This window comes from Haloarcula sp. JP-Z28, assembly GCF_011440255.1.
GTDB lineage: Archaea > Halobacteriota > Halobacteria > Halobacteriales > Haloarculaceae > Haloarcula > Haloarcula marismortui.
In genome coordinates, this window is record NZ_JAAOHT010000014.1 from 28,712 (window position 1) to 45,269 (window position 16,558).

At 64.4% G+C, this 16,558-nt stretch carries 21 protein-coding genes; 6 read left to right on the forward strand and 15 right to left on the reverse strand.

Translation table 11 applies throughout. The annotated features are described in order from the left end of the window. Positions 1 to 14: 14 nt before the first annotated feature. The 5 genes from G9463_RS07985 to G9463_RS08005 all read right to left on the reverse strand — a co-directional run bounded on the left by G9463_RS07985 (position 15) and on the right by G9463_RS08005 (position 3,986). A complete protein-coding gene (locus G9463_RS07985) occupies positions 15 to 293 on the reverse strand; it encodes a winged helix-turn-helix domain-containing protein (protein ID WP_004963627.1) in 279 nt (92 codons plus the stop codon). 202 nt (positions 294 to 495) lie between these two features. Further along, entirely contained in the window at positions 496 to 1,617 is a 1,122-nt protein-coding gene (locus G9463_RS07990; RefSeq protein WP_165896415.1) for a pyridoxal phosphate-dependent aminotransferase, read from the reverse strand. Between the two features lie 180 nt (positions 1,618 to 1,797). Then, positions 1,798 to 2,961 (reverse strand): thiolase family protein, encoded by a 1,164-nt coding sequence (locus tag G9463_RS07995; RefSeq protein ID WP_165896416.1) that lies wholly within the window; start codon positions 2,959 to 2,961, stop codon positions 1,798 to 1,800. A gap of 55 nt (positions 2,962 to 3,016) precedes the next feature. Next, positions 3,017 to 3,172, reverse strand: a complete 156-nt coding sequence (locus G9463_RS08000; protein ID WP_004963619.1) for a hypothetical protein — start codon at positions 3,170 to 3,172, stop codon at positions 3,017 to 3,019. A gap of 46 nt (positions 3,173 to 3,218) precedes the next feature. Then, positions 3,219 to 3,986, reverse strand: coding sequence for a MarR family transcriptional regulator (locus G9463_RS08005; RefSeq protein WP_011224835.1), 768 nt, complete (start codon positions 3,984 to 3,986; stop codon positions 3,219 to 3,221). Positions 3,987 to 4,067: 81 nt separating this feature from the next. Here G9463_RS08005 and G9463_RS08010 point away from each other — a divergent pair, with 81 nt between their 5' ends. Further along, a complete protein-coding gene (locus G9463_RS08010; RefSeq protein ID WP_193569566.1) occupies positions 4,068 to 4,805 on the forward strand; it encodes a metallophosphoesterase in 738 nt (245 codons plus the stop codon). 37 nt (positions 4,806 to 4,842) lie between these two features. Continuing rightward, complete coding sequence (locus G9463_RS08015) at positions 4,843 to 4,998, forward strand: hypothetical protein (RefSeq protein ID WP_004593663.1); 156 nt, start codon at positions 4,843 to 4,845, stop codon at positions 4,996 to 4,998. A gap of 38 nt (positions 4,999 to 5,036) precedes the next feature. Here G9463_RS08015 and G9463_RS08020 read toward each other — a convergent pair whose 3' ends face one another. Further along, positions 5,037 to 6,290: an NAD(P)/FAD-dependent oxidoreductase gene (locus G9463_RS08020; protein WP_165896417.1), complete on the reverse strand. Its 1,254-nt coding sequence runs from the start codon at positions 6,288 to 6,290 to the stop codon at positions 5,037 to 5,039. An 83-nt stretch (positions 6,291 to 6,373) separates the two neighbouring features. Here G9463_RS08020 and G9463_RS08025 point away from each other — a divergent pair, with 83 nt between their 5' ends. Continuing rightward, the gene (locus tag G9463_RS08025) at positions 6,374 to 7,546 is read left to right on the forward strand and encodes a pyridoxal-phosphate dependent enzyme (protein WP_165896418.1); all 1,173 of its coding nucleotides are present in this window, start codon (positions 6,374 to 6,376) and stop codon (positions 7,544 to 7,546) included. 106 nt (positions 7,547 to 7,652) lie between these two features. Then, positions 7,653 to 8,666: an alcohol dehydrogenase catalytic domain-containing protein gene (locus G9463_RS08030; protein ID WP_165896419.1), complete on the forward strand. Its 1,014-nt coding sequence runs from the start codon at positions 7,653 to 7,655 to the stop codon at positions 8,664 to 8,666. A gap of 48 nt (positions 8,667 to 8,714) precedes the next feature. On the opposite strand, the gene G9463_RS08035 is transcribed toward G9463_RS08030, so the two are convergent. Next, positions 8,715 to 9,134, reverse strand: coding sequence for a universal stress protein (locus G9463_RS08035; RefSeq protein WP_007189001.1), 420 nt, complete (start codon positions 9,132 to 9,134; stop codon positions 8,715 to 8,717). 238 nt (positions 9,135 to 9,372) lie between these two features. Here G9463_RS08035 and G9463_RS08040 point away from each other — a divergent pair, with 238 nt between their 5' ends. Further along, entirely contained in the window at positions 9,373 to 10,263 is an 891-nt protein-coding gene (locus G9463_RS08040) for a universal stress protein (RefSeq protein ID WP_165896420.1), read from the forward strand. Positions 10,264 to 10,281: 18 nt separating this feature from the next. On the opposite strand, the gene G9463_RS08045 is transcribed toward G9463_RS08040, so the two are convergent. The 7 genes from G9463_RS08045 to G9463_RS08075 form a co-directional block, all read right to left on the reverse strand. After that, entirely contained in the window at positions 10,282 to 10,905 is a 624-nt protein-coding gene (locus G9463_RS08045; protein ID WP_165896421.1) for a J domain-containing protein, read from the reverse strand. Between the two features lie 142 nt (positions 10,906 to 11,047). Then, complete coding sequence (locus tag G9463_RS08050; RefSeq protein ID WP_004963596.1) at positions 11,048 to 11,806, reverse strand: proteasome assembly chaperone family protein; 759 nt, start codon at positions 11,804 to 11,806, stop codon at positions 11,048 to 11,050. 5 nt (positions 11,807 to 11,811) lie between these two features. Next, the gene (locus tag G9463_RS08055; RefSeq protein ID WP_007188180.1) at positions 11,812 to 11,994 is read right to left on the reverse strand and encodes an RNA-protein complex protein Nop10; all 183 of its coding nucleotides are present in this window, start codon (positions 11,992 to 11,994) and stop codon (positions 11,812 to 11,814) included. Between the two features lie 30 nt (positions 11,995 to 12,024). Then, positions 12,025 to 12,825, reverse strand: coding sequence for a translation initiation factor IF-2 subunit alpha (locus G9463_RS08060; protein WP_004963592.1), 801 nt, complete (start codon positions 12,823 to 12,825; stop codon positions 12,025 to 12,027). Position 12,826: 1 nt separating this feature from the next. Further along, positions 12,827 to 13,000: a 30S ribosomal protein S27e gene (locus tag G9463_RS08065; RefSeq protein ID WP_004963588.1), complete on the reverse strand. Its 174-nt coding sequence runs from the start codon at positions 12,998 to 13,000 to the stop codon at positions 12,827 to 12,829. A 2-nt stretch (positions 13,001 to 13,002) separates the two neighbouring features. Continuing rightward, the gene (locus G9463_RS08070; RefSeq protein WP_004593654.1) at positions 13,003 to 13,281 is read right to left on the reverse strand and encodes a 50S ribosomal protein L44e; all 279 of its coding nucleotides are present in this window, start codon (positions 13,279 to 13,281) and stop codon (positions 13,003 to 13,005) included. Between the two features lie 139 nt (positions 13,282 to 13,420). Continuing rightward, on the reverse strand, positions 13,421 to 13,684 hold the full coding sequence (locus G9463_RS08075; protein ID WP_004963586.1) for a hypothetical protein: 264 nt from the start codon (positions 13,682 to 13,684) through the stop codon (positions 13,421 to 13,423). Between the two features lie 185 nt (positions 13,685 to 13,869). On the opposite strand from G9463_RS08075, the gene G9463_RS08080 reads away from it, so the two are divergent. Then, entirely contained in the window at positions 13,870 to 14,142 is a 273-nt protein-coding gene (locus G9463_RS08080) for an HAH_0734 family protein (protein WP_004963583.1), read from the forward strand. A 56-nt stretch (positions 14,143 to 14,198) separates the two neighbouring features. Here G9463_RS08080 and G9463_RS08085 read toward each other — a convergent pair whose 3' ends face one another. Then, positions 14,199 to 16,517, reverse strand: a complete 2,319-nt coding sequence (locus tag G9463_RS08085) for a DUF2298 domain-containing protein (RefSeq protein ID WP_165896422.1) — start codon at positions 16,515 to 16,517, stop codon at positions 14,199 to 14,201. Positions 16,518 to 16,558: the final 41 nt, after the last annotated feature.

Consider the following 16,558-nt stretch of genomic DNA (forward strand, 5'->3'; position numbering starts at 1 on the left):
GGTAATTTGTCCCCTCATTCGTCCATCTTCTCCACGATTTCCTCGAAAGTGTCGCGGTAGTTGTCGAACCGGTCAGTCAGGAAGTAGAGTTTGGCGTACTCCTCGTCGCCGGATTCGACCACGTCGTGGTCCTCTAGCTGTTCCATGTGATGTCTGATCGTCTTGTAGCCTACGTCGAGTTCGTCGGCGAGTTCGTTTGCGTTCATCGGTCGGTCCGCGAGAGCGTCGATGATACGCGCCCGGTTGGCACCGCCGCGTGTCGCCGTCAGCAGATACCAGAGCGCTTTCTCCATCCCACTGTCCTCCCGGGAACTGTGTCTGCCCGTCGTATAGTCCTGTCTCTCCCCGTCGAACAGCGCGCTGGACTTGGATTCATATGCCACGATGGGATACCGGAGTCAAGACGGGCGTCGGATAAAGCGTTTCTTCGCACTCTCTTCCGAGACTGTTCCAATTTCGGGGCGACTGTCCGTGGTTCCATTCGCCTCCAAGCGCTCAGCGGAGCGCCGCCGTCGCGTGGGCCATGATGTCGATGGCCTCTTCCAGCGTCTCCATGTCTGTCGCGTAGGAGATGCGGGCGTAGCCCGCGCCGTGTTCGCCGAAAGCATCGCCAGGGACGACCACGACCCCACGGTCGATAACTTCGTCCACCCAGCCGTCGGGGACCTTCGGCATCGCGTAGAACGCGCCCTTGGGCGTCGGACAATCCAGTCCCATCTCATTGAGGCCATCCAGCAGCACGTCCCGCCGCTCTTTGAAAGCCTCGCGCATCTCCGCGACGGGCTCCTGTGGGCCGGTCAGCGCCGCCTCGGCGGCGTACTGGGCCGGGGCTGACGCACAGGCCTGTGCGTACTGGTGGACCCGCAGCATCCGCTCGATGCGGTCCGTCGCCCCGGTGACCCAGCCGAGCCGCCAGCCCGTCATCGAGTACGCCTTCGAGCAGGCGTTGACGATGACGACGTTGCCCGTCTCGCTGAACTCCGCCGGCGAGCGATGCTCGCCCTCGAACACCTGGTGTTCGTACACCTCGTCAGAGATACACAGCACGTCGTGCTCATCGGCGATGCGGGCGAACTCCCGCATATCCTCGGGGGACTGGACCGCTCCGGTCGGGTTTGCGGGCGAGTTTACGACAAACGCCGCCGTGTCGTCGGTGATGGCCTCCTCGACCGTCTCAGGGGCCATCGTGAGGTCCTCGCGCAGTGGGACAGGTCGCGGCGTCCCGCCGGCGAGGTGGGTCAGCGCGTCGTAGGAGACGAAGCCCGGGTCCGGGAAGATGACCTCCTGTCCTGCATCGACGTGGGCCTCCAGCGCGATATGCAGCGCCTCGCTCCCGCCCGACGTGGCAATGATGTCTCCGGGGTCGACCTCAAGGTCGTTATCCCGCTCGTGCTTGGCGGCGATGGCTTCCCGGAGTTCCTCGGTCCCCTTGTTCGACGTGTAGGCATCGACGTCTCCCGCTCGAATTGCCTCGACAGCCGCTTCGCGCGCGTGCTCCGGCGTCGGGAAGTCCGGCTGGCCGAGGCCGAGGTTGATTGCGTCCTCGCCCGCCGCCTCGAACACTTCGCGGATGCCCGAGATCGATACCTGCTCTACCCGCCGGGAGAATGCAGTCATACTCTCTCTGGGGGCGGCCGGCCCGATAATTCTTCCCGATTTCGCTAGCGCACCACAGACATCGCAATTGCGCCGCCACCGCCGACGCTCATTCGCCTCGCCGCTGGCGGTCCTATCGGACGACGCTCATCGCAATCGCGCCGCCACCGCCGACACTCACTCGCCTCGCCGCTGGCGGTCCTATCGGACAACGCTCATCGCAATCGCGCCGCCACCGCCGACGCTCATCCCCACGATGCCGCGATGATGATCCGCTCGCTCCATCGCATACAGCATCGTGGTCGTGAGGATGCCGCCGCTGGCTCCGATTGGATGGCCAAGCGCCACCGCGCCGCCGAGGGGATTGTGCTTTTCGGCGGGGATGTCGAGTTCGTCGGCGACGTACACCATCTGCGCGGCAAAGGCCTCGTTGAGTTCGAAGTGGTCCACGTCGGCGACGGCGAGGTCGTTGCGCTCTAGGAGCTTCGACACTACGTCCCGTACCGCGATTGAGAACTCCGACGGATCGCGGTAGGCAACCGCGTAGTCCTCGACGTGGGCCATCGGCCCCAGCCCCTCGCGCTCGACCGTCTCGGCGTCGGCTAGCACCACTGCACCTGCCCCGTCAGAAAGCTTCGATGCGTTGCCGGCGGTGATTGTCCCACCGTCCGCAAAAGCCGGTGGGAGCGCCGCCAGCTTATCTACCGTCGTGTCCGGATGTGGCCCTTCGTCCTCTGTCACGAGCCCGTCCACCGTTTCCACAGGAACGAGTTCCTCGGTGAACTGCCCGGACTGGATAGCCTCGCCGGCTCGGTGATTGCTCCGCCGAGCGTACTCGTCCTGGGCTTCGCGGCTGATGTCGTGCTCGGCGGCGAGTTCCTCCGTCAGCGTGCCCATATGCGCGTCGTACTGTTTGTCCCACAGCGAGTCCCATATCATCGCGTCAACGAGTTCGCTGTTCCCGTGGCGGCGACCGCCGCGCATATCCGGCACGAGATACGGAGCGTTCGACATCGACTCCATGCCGCCGGCGAGACACACCGACGCCCGACCGGCCTCGATGCGGTCGGCGGCGGTTGTGATCGCTCGCAGTCCCGACCCCGACGCCTCGTTGAGTGTCGTCGCAGCCACGTCGTCAGGGAGCGGCGATTCGACGACGACCTGTCTGGCCGGGACCTGACCGACGCCGGCCTGCACCGCGTTTCCGAGGCCGACCCAGTCAACACTGTCCTCGTCGACGCTGGTCCGATTGAGCAGTCCCTCGACGGCCGCACTGCCGAGCGCTATCGCGCTTCGGTCTGTGAGCCTTCCCAGCAGTTCACCGTGTGCGGTGCGTGCGCCGTCGACCAGAACCACATCAGTCATACGAGCTACATGAACCTAATCCTACAATATTGTTCGCCCGACAATGAACGGCGTCCTACTCCTCAGTCGACGTCCGCAGTTCCTCGATAGCCGTCTCAAGTCGTCTGAGTGTCGCATCAGCGTCGGTGTAGCCTTGCTCGTACTCACCGTAGGCGTCGTCGGCTTCGTTTAGGAATGCCTCAACAGCGTCGTGCATCTCGTGGTCGCTCATGGCTGTCCCGACGGCAGCCGACCGGAAAAGTCCCGCTACTCGCGGGTCACTGTGTCACGTCGTAGTCGACGCTCGCATCGCGGAGTGCGTCGGTCACACGCCCGACGGTGTCCTGTGTCGCGACGACAACAGCATCGAGTCCCCGCGATGCGGCGGCGGCGGCCACCTCACCCGCCGCGAAATGTGTTGTCGGTTCGATGTCGGCATCGCGGAGCGCAACGACGGATTCGACGCCCGCGGCGGTAACAATAGGGACATCTGCACAGGCCGCGGCGATGTCGTCGATGTTCTCGACCGGCCCCGACCGGACCGGCGGGACCTGAATGACGCTGACGTGGCCGGGGTCGAGGTCGATGACGCCCTCGAAGCCGGTGACGCCGACGACCTCGCCCTCTGCGGCGCTGGTCGTCGTCACGCCCGTCGCGTCGCCGCCGCCGGGGTCAGCGTGCAACAGGCCGTCTGATAGCGAGAGCGTGACCGTCTCGCCTTCCGCCAGATCCGCCGTGGCGATGGCGGCGTCTTCCTGCACGCTGCCGAGCACGTCGTCGGTGACGTGGTCGGCGAACCGGCGGACGTCGGTCGCGGACTGGAACACCCAGTCGACGCCCTCTTTCGTGACGCGATAGCGCGACCGCCCTTCCTTCTCGACGAGGCCGTCGTCGACGAGTTCACGGATGTACTCGCTGACGGCCTGGCTCGTCACACCGACAGCGTCGGCGATTTCGCCCTGACTCACTGCGGGCTGGCGCTCGGCGATCTCCACGAGGACCCGAAACCGCGTTGCGGCCCGCTTGTTCTCCAGGACGTCGACCATACAGGAATCACGGGAGTCGCAGGTAAAAATACCACCGACACTGTCAGGCCGAGATATTCGGCTGCAGTCCGGCCACCTGCGATGTGTCTCGTCGCCATGCCCGACAATATAAGCCTCGCCGGTGCTGACTGGACGGCGATGACAGCCAGCTACGACGACCGGGCGCTCCTGCTCGGGGAGACGCTCGTCGTCGCGGACCTCCACGTCGGCCGGGGCACCGGCGGGAACCTCGAACTCCCGGTCGGGTCCGGCTCGGACATGGTCCAGCGGTTCCAGTCGCTCGTCGAGCGCCATGACCCAGCGGAGGTCATTATCGCCGGCGACCTCCTCCACTCGTTCCAGACGGTTCCCCGGTCGGTCGAAAGTACCGTGGCAGGGCTCAAAAGCGCCTGTCAGGCGGTCGGAGCACGCTTGCTCGTGACGCCGGGTAACCACGACACGATGCTCGACAGCGTGTGGGACGGCCCGACCGAAACGACGTATCGCGTCGGCGAAACCGTCGTCTGTCACGGCCACGAGGCACCCGACGTTGATGCCGACCGCTACGTCGTCGGGCACGACCATCCCACCATTTCCATCGAGGGTCAGCGCCAACCCTGCTATCTCGTCGGGAGCGGCCAGTACCGCGGCAGCGACGTGGTGATGCTCCCGTCGTTCAACAGGCTGAACGCCGGCGTGGAGGTCAACGAGATGCGCGCCAGTGACTTTCAGTCCCCGCTCGTTACTGATGCCGACCGATTAGAGCCGGTAGTCTGGGACGAGAGCGGGCGCGAGACGCTGTCGTTCCCGCCGCTGGGTGAGTTCCGGCGCATGCTATAACGGTAAGTATTTGACCCGCGACGGTGGACGCTGGAATATGGTTCAGACAGAAATCGCGCTGGGTCTCATCGCGATTACGCTGCTCTCGCTACTGCTGCTGTACTTCGCGACGATAAAGTACGTCTCTGAAGTCCTCGAAGGAGAGGGGCACGAACAAGAGGGAAACACGAATAGCGGCGGTCCGGCCGCATAGGCCGCCGGCCCTCTTTTGCAGTCGTATCGGCGTTTCTCTTATCGAAGCAGATCGGCGGCGACCTTGCCGCTTTCCAGCGCACCCTGTATCGCCGACCAGCGGGTGTAGTCGCCCGCCAGGACGGCGTTGCCCTCTGGCGCTGTCGGGTCCGGGAGCGCGTCCCGATACCCCGGCGGCTGAGCGAACTGTGAGAGCGGGACGCGGTCGGTCCGGAGCAGTTCCAGCGCCTCGAAGCTCGCGTTCGGATACCACGACTGCAGCGCCGCCCGGACTTCAGCGGCCAGTTCCGCGTCGTCTTCTTCCGGCGTTCCGAGGAACGTGGCGCTGTATAGCTCCATGCCAGCGGGCGCGTACTCGCTGGCGACCGCCGACAGCGGCGCGACGGTGTTCGGTCGGTCGTCCGCCGCGTTGAGGATGATACGCTGTCCGGTGGCCGGAGCGCGGTTCGTCGGGAGTGCGAAGTACTGGGTGACACAGCCGACGGGCTCGGTCGGAATCGCATCGATATCCGTCAGCTCCGCCGCCGTCTGCGGGTCCGTCGCGACGACGGCGCTTTCGGCCGTCACTGTTTCGCTGCCTACCTCGGCAGTAACCTCTCCCTCGTGGGTCTCCAGCTCTGTCACGGGCGCGTCGGTTTCGATGGTCGCGCCCGCCGAGCGAGCGCGGTCGGCGAGCTGTCGCGGCATCGCCTGCATCCCGTCGGCGGGGACGAATATCTCGCCTTCGCTCAGCATCTTGTAGGTGTACTCGAAGATGCTGCTATCCGTGCCCAGTGAGCGGTCGAGCGTGATGCCGCCATAAAAGGGTGCGGCGAACCGCTCGACGAACCGCTTTGAAAATCCGTAGTCAGCGAGGTATTCCCGGATGGTCGTTCCGCCCCGAGAGAGCAATTCGACCGGTTCGACGCCGGCCAGTTCGCGCTGGAGCCGGAACAGCCGGAGCTTGTCGGCCGTGCGCACGTCGGTATTGAGCAGCGTCTGCGGTGCGGCGGAGGGATTCCGGAGCGGGTCCGACAGCACCGAGCGGTGGTTCGGGCTAGCGATAGTGGCCCCCGGCGTGAACGTCCGCGGAGCCAGCGCCTCGATGTCGAGTTCCCGCTTCGCCGCGGGATAGGCGGTGAACATGACCTGAAACCCACGGTCGAACGTGTAGCCGTCCTCGTGAACTGTCCGGACGCGACCGCCCACGTCCGAGCGCTGCTCGAACACTGTCACGTCCCGACCCGACTCCGCCAGGTGGCGGGCGGCGACCAGCCCGGCGAGTCCCCCGCCGGCGACGACGACATCTGTCATACTCTCCAATTCGAGCGCCCGGGACAAGAGGGTGCTGAAGCGGGACCGGACCACACTTGGTTGTCCCGTCCACAGAGAAAGACATGGAGACGACTGCGGCGTTTCGCGGCCTCATCTGCACGGCGTGTGGCGCGGAAACCGACAGCACGGCCGACCGCTGTCCCGACTGTGGCGGGGTTCTCGTCGGTGACTACGACGTTCCGGACCTGACGCCCGAGGCGCTGCCCGATGTGACAGGGCCAGGCCGGTACGAGCCGCTTCGGCCGTTCTCGGGTGACGCAACGGTGACGCTCGACGAAGGGGCGACACCGCTGGTTCCGGTGCCGGAGCTGGCCGACGAACTCGGCGTCGACTCGGTGTACGTCAAAGACGAGGGGCGTAATCCGACGGCGTCGCTGGGCGACCGCAAACTTTCGCTCGCTGTCACCGCTGCCGCTCAGCGCGGAGCTGAGCGCGTCGCGACACCGTCGACGGGGAACGGCGCACAGGCCAACGCCGCCTACGCGGCCCGCGCCGGCATCGAGTCGAAGGGCTTCGTCCCCTCACGCTGTCCGTTCCTCAACAAGGCGATGGTGAACGTCCACGGCGGCGATATGCGCGTCGTCGAGGGCCGGTATGACGACGCCGTCTCGGTGTCTGACGAGGAACTTGCCGACGCGTCCGACGGCTGGGTCTCAGTCGCGCCCGGCCACCCGTTCCGCATCGAGGGTGCCAAATCCGTCGCGTTCGAGACGGCCGACGACCTCGACTGGACGGCCCCCGACGCGGTGGTCCACCCCACCGGCCACGGCGAGACGCTCGTCGGTCTCGAACACGGCTTCCAGGCGGCAGCCGAGAGCGGCCTCACGGACTCGACGCCGCGAATCTACGCCGCACAGCCCGACTCGACGGCCGCCATCGCGGATGCCGCAAGCGAGGGTGCGAGCGAACCGGCGACTATCGAGCACCCCGACACCATCGTCGGACCGCTTGAGGTCCCCGACCCTGCCGCCGGCGCTGCGGCGCTCGACTCGCTCGACCGCTCGGGCGGCGACGGCGTCGCCGTCTCAGATAAGGACATTCTGGCTGGCGCGGTCGACGGCTGCGAGATGGGGCCGGAAACCGGTGCGACCGGCGGGACCGCGATCGCCGGTGCGCGGGCACTGGCTGACGATGGGGCCTTCGACGACGACGATGTCGTCGTTCTGGTGAACCCTGTCGCCGGGAGCAAGGAGGCGGACCTGCTGCGCAGCCACCTCATGAGCCAGGGCATCTGAGAATTCGGGCGGCTGCCCGGGAGAGCGGGTCCGATATTGCCGTCAAGCAGGCAGGTATCCCACACTTCGATGTTGTTTATACGGCTCTGACCCATTCACGAAGCTAATGCGCGTTGCAGCGTTCAGCGAACTCACCGGCCCGGACGGCGTCTCGGTTATCGACCAAGCAACCCCAGAGCCCGAACACGGCGAGGCAGTGGTCTCCGTCGAAGCGTGTGCGATCAACCGCCACGACCTCTGGGTTCTCGAGGGGGATTCCGCGATGGTCGACACGGATGATTTACCGTTTGTCAGCGGCCTCGATGTCGCCGGGACCGTCGATGCCGTCGGCGACGGGGTTACCGCTGTCGAACCCGGGGACCGCGTGGTCCTCTGTCCGAACGAGACCTGCGGGACGTGTCGCTACTGTCGTGAGGGGCCGGAGAACCTCTGTGAGAACTTCTCGCTGTACCACGGTGGCCTCGCCGAGGCGGCCCGTGTGCAGGCCGACCGCCTCGTCAGGCTTCCCGACGGCGTGGAACCGGTCGACGCGGCCGCGCTTCCGACGGCCTACATGACGGCCTTCCATATGCTCCGTCGGGTCGACGCTGGACCGGGCGATCTGGTGTTTATCCCGGGCGTCACCGGCGGTGTCGGCGTCGCAGGCGTGCAACTCGCGTCCGTTCTCGGCGCTCACAGCGTCGGGACCTCGTCTTCAGCGGCGAAGCTAACCCGCGTCGAATCGCTCGGTCTGGACTACGCCATCGAGAGCACCGATCCGGACGAGATTCGGGCAGCGGTCACCGAGATCGGGACGGTTGATGGCGTCCTCAATCATCTCGGTGGTGAGTACACGCAGGTCGGTCTGGATGTTCTCCGTCCCGGTGGCCGGATGGCCGTCTGTGGTCGGACCGCCGGCGGCACATCCGAGATCAATATTCCCGACCTGTTCCTCGGTCACAAGCGTGTTATCGGGAGTACGATGGGGACGCAGGGCGATTTGGAACGACTTGTCGACCTCGTCGCTGACGGCGAACTCACCCCGGAGATAGAGGCGACGTACTCCCTAGAGGAGACCGGTGCGGCGTTTGCGGCGATGCAGGACCGCGATAGCGTTGGAAAGCTCGTCGTGACGCCGTAGTCACTCCTAAGCCCGCGAAGGGCGTTTCTTGCCCTCAGCGACCGCCACTCACCGTGCGATGATGACTGGAACAGGCGAGTTACGGAACACTTTCTGGGCGACGTTCCCGACGACCAGCCGATCGGCCAACGAGCCGCCGTGAGTTCCGAGCACGACCGCATCGAAGTCGCCGGCTCTATTCAGAACCGCTCGCGACGGGTGGCCCAGTTGCACCTCGGTGGTTATTTCGGTATCGTACTCGGCAGCGAGTTCGCGAGCGTCGTCGAACACCTTCTCCGCACGCTCCTCGGCGGCCGCTTCGATGTCATCTGCAAGAGCAAGTGCGGTGGCTGCTCCCCCCAACGGTGAGGGTCCGCCCACGACGTGTAAGACAGTAATCTCCGCGTCGGGATGGTTTTCAAGGGTGTACTTGAGCGCTTGTTGGGCCATCTCCGAGTCGTCCATCGGGACGAGAATCTGTGCGATCATACCGCGACTACGGGCAGACTGTGGATAAAATGGTGGTGCGCTTGCTTCAACAACCCAGTACCACCGGCTGTGAACGACCTTCTATCTCGCCGGCAGTTGCTGGCGGGTACGACATCCGTTGAACGAGGCATGCAAGATACAGTACACGTACGCAGCGCAGGCTGGCCCAAATTCACTCTACAACAGTGTGGTGGGAATCGAACGTAGTGTTAAATCAATAGCCTGTCAAACCGTGATTATGAGTCAAACGATTAACTCGATTCTCGTGCCGACCGATGGCAGTGACGGGGCACGGATAGGGGCCCGGCGAGGCATTGACCTCGCTGCCACAATCGGTGCCGACCTCCACGTACTGTCAGCGGTTGACGCCCGTGACATCGAACCGGATCTGAACGCTGATGGACAGACAGAGCGGGAGCGGCTCCTCGAAACGGAGGCCGAACGAGCGGTGGACTCCATCGCGAGACTCGCCCGGACGCATCTCTCCGGACAGATCACTACCGCTGTCGAGTCGGGGATCCCGTTTCAGGCGATCAACGACTACGTCGATACCCACGATATCGATCTCATCGTTATGGGGACGCAAGGGCAGACAGGGTTCGAACGGGTTGTCCTCGGGAGTGTTGCAGAAAAGACGCTCCGGACTGCAGCTGTCCCGGTCGTCACGGTCACTCCGGATGGGGACATCGTCGAAATCGGCGATCAACGGTACGAAAACATTCTCCTCCCGACTGACGGCAGCGAGGGGGCAGGCCTCGCAATTGAATGGGGGATCACGCTAGCGGAGATGTATGACGCAACCGTACACACGCTCTATTCTGTCGACACGAGCCGATTTGGCGGCGTCGAGGGATCAGCAGAGATTCACGATGCGCTTGAGGAAACCGGACAGGAGGCACTCGAAACGGTCCATGAGCGTGCCAGAGACGCAGACGTCAGCATCGCAGGCAACATCGCAAGCGGCCCGGCTGCACGCGCGATTCTCTCCTACAGCGAGGAACACGATATCGACCTCATCGCGATGGGAACACACGGCCGCTCCGGCCTCACGCGATACCTGACCGGAAGCGTCACCGAGACAGTTGTTCGTAATGCGGCTGTCCCGGTCTGTTGTGTCCCGATGCAGTGACAGGTGTTCAGTCTCTCCCTACGATGCGCGCTGTCTCGACGCACCAGACGCGTGCTGTTTTGCAGTGGTGTACGCTTCCCGGACACGCTTGAACTCGTCCTCGTTGCCACCGTGGTCCGGGTGGACCTCCTTGACGCGCTCGCGGTAGGCCGATTTCACGTCGTCCAGCGACGCGCTCTGGGTCAGGCCCAGTTCGCTGAACGCCTGCACCGTCGGGTGTGGTTCCTCCTCAGGGTCCGGGCCGAGGTCGACTTCGGGCGTCTCGAAGGGCAGGCGCGCGCCGAGGTAGACGCCGGGCATCTCGTGTTCGACCAGTACGGGGATAGTCGGCGACCGCTCGATACGGTAGTACGCCCGGGCGTCAAACGTGACTGCCACGTCCCGCTTGGGGAGATAGAAGGCGACGTGTTGCCCCTCGACGAAGTGGTTCTCGGCGAACTGCTCGTCGATGGCTGTGAGATACTCTCGGAGTTCCGCCCGGCGTCGCATCTCTCCGCCGTCGGTCGCCTGCCGGTTCGGCCGCTCGGCCGGAAACACGCGGTTGGCGAGGACGAACAGCCCGGCGACGACGAGGGTTCCGGCGACACCGAGGACGAGCCCGAGGAGCAGCCACTCCGGTAGGACGCCCGGTTCTGTCTGCACGCCCCTCCGTTAGGCCCCAGTGGTAAAGAAATTCCCGCTCTCCGGTAACACGTGACTGCTCTGGGCGGACTGCTGTCTGTCACTTCTGGCTGACACAACTCCGTAGTCAGCGAGTACTGCGACCGAGGAATAACAATCCGTCTTAACCGATGTATCTGAGGTCTTCGTCGGCGGGCGACGGGGAGTTTTGCTGCTCCATCTCTTGGATCTTCCGGACGACTTCCTCCATCTCGTCAGCACGGTCCTCCAGCGAACTGTAGTCAACCTCGAACCCGATGACGTCCTGCAGGATTTCGAGGACGGCCTGCGCGCTCTTGGGGTCGACCAGATAGCCTGACGTTTCGCCCATGAGGCAACTGGCCGGCACGTCCCGTCGCTTGCTCAGGCCCAGCAGTAGGCCGGAGACGCCGACAATGCCGCCCGCGGGCTCGTCCTCGCGGAAGGCCACGCCAGATTCCTCCAGCGTCTCCTTGAACTCCTCGGTCGTCGTCGCACCGAGCACGTCGTACTCCTCAATGAGTTCGCCGGTCGGGACGCCGCCGAGAGCGAACACCCGCTGGACGCCAAACTCGTCGGCGATGTCGAGGAACGTATCGGTCAGGCCGTAGTGGCCCTGATTGTTCTGGGCCTGGTGGTCTCCAGAGAGCACGAGCAGGTCCTGTCCCTCTTCGGGGGTGACAGCGTGGAACTCGGCGCAGGCAAGTTGTGCCTGGCCGTCATCGATGCTGACCTGCGGTGGGAAATGTGTCGAGTAGACGCGGCGGACGAGCTCGCTTTCGAGCTCCTCCAGCAGATGCTCTGCGGCGAGCTTCCCGACGTGGCCGACGCCGGGTAAGCCCTCAACCAGTACCGGTTCGTCGAGGTCGGGGTCCGCTACGCGCTCGATGTCGAATTCGTCCATACGGCTTATTCCCGGTTGCGGCGCTTAAGAGAACGTCGATACTCGCCGTAGCTGTCTTCAGGAGAGAACGGCGCGGGTGCGCTGTTGACCGCTTCGGCCCCGCACTCCGGACAGGTATCGTCCAGCGTGTACACCGGCCGGTCGTGTTCGGACTCCCAGACGGCACAGACGTGGATATCCGATTTCATCGGTGGTGAATCACTGGCGCAGCAACCGACTCACTCGTCGTCTTCGCTGCGTTCGCGGTGGAACTGCCCCGACCCACCGTGTTGCTCAACGACTTTCGCGGCGCGGTCTGCACTCTCTTCGAGTGCGTCCTCGGCGGTCTTGTAGTCAGGCGCTTGCACCTGAATGCGGTACTCAGGCGAGCCGACGTAGGTCACTTCGAGTTCGATCTCGTCGGGGACCTCGCCGTTGCCCTCCGCGGCCTGCAGCGCTTCCTTGATGATGTCGACGCCGTCGCTTTCGGGACAGGATAGGTCGACGTAGCCGGTGACCTGCACGTACGGCACGGAGACATTGTTCCGGGCCGTCTGGACGATGGCGTCGATCTCCTCCTCGGAGAGGTCGACGTCTTCGAGGGCGTCCTTCCCGTGGATCGCTGCCGACTCGAACCCATCGTACATTGAGCCGAACTCCGCCAACAGCTCGTTGGCGATGGCGGCGTAGGTCTCGTCGTCCAGATCTTCGCCGAAGGCCAGCTCCATCCAGTTGTCGGCCTTCTGCTCGTTTTTCCACTCCTGAATCTTCTCTTTTCGCTGGTGGTCGTTGACGTCCTTGATCGAGAGGTCGATCTGCTGGGCGCTCTCGTCGACGTCAAGCACCTTGGCAACGACTGTCTGCCCTTCGTTGACGTGGTCGCGGACGTTCTTGATCCATCCGCTGGCGACCTCGGAGATGTGACAGAGGCCGCGCTTGCCTTCGTACTCGTCGAGGTCGACGAAGACGCCGAAGTCCTCGATCTCGTCGATCTTGCCGACGACGAGTTCGCCCGGTTCGGGCCAGCCGCTGTATTTCATCCTATCGGGCCTCGACGACGGCGGTCACTTCGCCTTCGATGTCGGCCTTGCCGCCCGTCGGGCGGGCGATGGTGTGGCCACAGACGGCACACGAAACTTCGCTCGCGGCCTTCTCGAAGAGAGACTGTTCGTTCTCGCAGTCGGGGCATTCGACGGTAATGAAGCTTCCTGCCATCGTTACTCCTGGAACTCCAGTCGGCCGGCGCGCCATCCTTCGCGGAGGTGGGCCTTCCCACACTCGCCACAGCGGTACTTGAGGTCCGTCTTCTTGGTGGGCTTGTCGCCACCCGGGACCTTCGAGAACTTCCCGTCGTTCCCGATACCGGAGTTGCGCTCGCGCTGGCGGTCGATCCACTTCATGCCGGTCTGACGGCCGCTACGGACTTTCTCGACCTCGTGTTCCTGGTGCTCGTTACAGTGCGGACAGTACGTGTTGAAGCGTCGTGGCATCTGCATAGATATCGGCCTTACCGAGCGATTTGACGTGGCCGCTTAAAACCCGTTTGGTTCGCACCTGCTGTGTGCCCCACAGTATCGTCCCTGTCACACGACTAACCGCCATATTCAGCCCGTCCGCGTTCCGCCACTGCTCCGGCTACTGGAACCGGGCTGACGGTCCACTAGATTCGATTCGGACTGCCCCGAACACACCTGATTCCGAACCCGAGAGCAGTTCGAGATTCACCGCTTCTCCAGCAGAGAGCGACCGGAGCTTCGTCGCCAGTTCGCTGTCGATGTAGTCCACAACCTCGTAAGTCTCGTCGGCTTCGACGTCCCGAAGTTCCATCCGTCCGTCGTCGTCCATCGGGCTGACGACGACTGAGGCCCGCTCGCACGACCGCTGCTGTTGTTTCAACATACACGACTGTCGCGATTCCGGATATATAAATCTCGGCTATCAGGCTGTTAAGCATCTAGACACGACCGGTAAGAATATAAGGACATTCTAGTTACAGGTAATCCCTCGACGCTCGCTGTCGGTTACTGTGCTGTGTCGCAATCGCCTTCGAAGTCACTAAGTACGCTGTTGGCAAACAAACGGGCATGAAGAAGCTCATTATCCACGGCGACCCGGGGCTGCGAAAGGGCGGCCGCATCGAGTACGAGGACGAGGAGTACGAGGTGTTCTCGGTCTCGCGGCAGGGCGACTGGCACGGCCCGGACCGGCCACAGCTCTGGTGTACTATCGGCTCGGAGGACGAAGAAGAGACGTTCAAGACCCAGGAATACATTCCGATGCATCTGGACACGGACGACATCGAAGCTGAGGCCGTCACCGTGCTCCGCGAGCGCGCGCCGCCGAACGCCGAGTCCTGAGTGGCCCGCATCGTTCCCTGAAAATCGCCGTTCGCCAAGAATACCCTGCTCCTTTTTCAGAAGTATTCCGGTCGGACCTGGTAGATCGTGACGCCGCCGACTCGTTTCGCTACGGTCACGCCCTGTAGCTGGTCGACAGTCACGTCACCGTAGCGGGCTCGTTCGGCCGGGCCGACGTAGACGTAGCGCACGTCATATGCTTCGAGGAGGCGGCGTTGCTCGGTCGCGTCGCCGGTGTAAATCGTCTCCACATCGTCGACGCGGCGGTCGTACACCGTGTCGTTGCGGTACTGGGCCTCGTGGGTCCAGCCCGCGACGGTCGGCAGTCCGGTCAGGCTCGACGGCGCGCTTGCGCCCTTGCCCTCGTTGGCGTCCCACTCATAGTCAGCGGGGGCGGCCGTGACAATGGTTGGCCGGCCCTCCGCTGTCGCATCGAGCCATCGAATCGCTTCGGCTTCTTCTGGATGGTCGTCATCGAGGTATGCCAGCCCGTTTAGTGTGGGCTCTCCCGCGGCGTCGGCGTGATTCGAGAGCGCAAAGACGCCGTACAGCGACGCCGAACAGACCAGCAGGGCGACGAACGCGCGGACGCCGATGGTTACCCACGCTCGCGCGCGGTCGCCGGTCGGCCGCCAACGGGTGAGCAGCCACGCCAGCACGGGGCCGGCGGCGACCCCCCAGAGCACCCACACCTGCATGTACGTCTTGAACACGGTGTTCATACGGCCGATGTTCTCCCTGACGAAGACGAATTCGACGAGGAAGACCAGACCCGCGCCAGCGAGAATCAGCACGGCTTCGAAGCCAACGGGCCGGTCGCCGCCGTCAGCGAGCGCCGGAACCGCGTCGACGGTACGGTCAAGTGTCGGCGAGCGCGCGAACAGCCACGCGCCGAGCAGTAGCGGGGCGAGCAAGCCGACCGCTGCGATGTCAAGCGTCGCGGCGAGCGCCGCCGTTCCGACGGTCACGAGACCGACGATGCGGGCCGTACTCTGCCCGACAGCACGCCCGGTCTGGGCGTACAGGTACAGCCAGAACGGGGCGACGAACAGGCCGTGGACGGCTAGGAGCTCCAGCAGTGAGGTCCGGTCGGGCAGAACCGCAATCTCGCGGCCGCTCGCCGGGCCAAGCCAGAATGGGAGCGACCAGAGCAGTCCCAGCGCAAGGACGCTGCCAGCGACGGCCAGCCCCATCCCAATCCGAACGCCCTCTTGACCCGGTCCGTTCAGTCGGAGCCGCTGTCCGATATCATCCGGGAGGAGCGTCGTCGGGTCGGCCGGCGCAACGGTGACCGTCAACAGGGCCAGTCCGCCCATCGACGGGAACGACCACGTGTTCGTTACGGCCATGATGCCCGCGACGGCCGGGAGCGCACCGAAAAGCAGTGCGAGCCGTCGCCGGCGTTCGACGGCCGGCGTCTGGTAGTAGCTGAAACAGAGTGCGGCGGCGAGCAACAGGAAGCCCGTGCTCATCATATGGGCGTGCATGTCGCCGTTGAGCCAGGCAAACAGCGGGAACTCGTCGATGACCAGCGCAGCACCGGGTTCGTACGTGCCGAAATCAGCCGCGCTGTCCTCGATGACACGGCTTGCGTCCCAGTAGCTGAACGAATCCGGCCCCGCCGCGAGCCCTTCCAGTTCGTAACCCGCCCGTTCGGCGACTGTCTGGCGCCGCTCGTCCGGCAGGAGCCAGACGAGGAACTTCGCGGGCGTCGACAGATTGCTCGCGATGCCGACACAGAACGCCGTGAGGCCGGCGGCCAGCCGTCGCGGGAGGCCGCGTTCGCTCGCGACAGCGCCGGCCAGTCCGTACGCCGCCGTGATCAGCGTGGCATAAAATCCAGCGAGCGCGAGATTGTACGCGAACTGGCCGGCGGTTCCCGTGATTCTGGTGAGAATCGCCGCGATGAGGTGCCCACCGTAGTAGTATGCGACCGACTCGCCGGCGAACCACATGTCCTCTAGCGGGAGGCTGTCAGCTCGTACGAGCGACTGTAACAGGCCGAAATCGAGGAACTTCTCGCCGCCAATGGGGATGATTGCAGGGTCGAGCGCCCTGATGCCGACGACGAACAGGAACGCGACTGTGAACACGCCGGCTGTCTCCGCGTACGTTCGGGCGTTCGGTCCATTGTCGCTCCGCCAGACAGCCAGTGTACTCACGGCGAGCACGGCGACGCCGAGCCAGATGCCAAGCGTCAGCGAGAGGCGACCGACGAAATAGGTGGCCAGCCACAGTATCGAGACGGCAACCGGGACGCCGAAGGCGAGTCCACGGTCGGCAAAGCGGGGGAACAATAGTCCGGCGACGGTCCCGCCAGCGTACAGTAACAGGAGGTAGAGGGCGAGCCAGGTGGCGAGGAGCCCGTATTCCATCAGTGAAGGGACCGGTTCGCTGGCCTATACGCTTTTTCGTT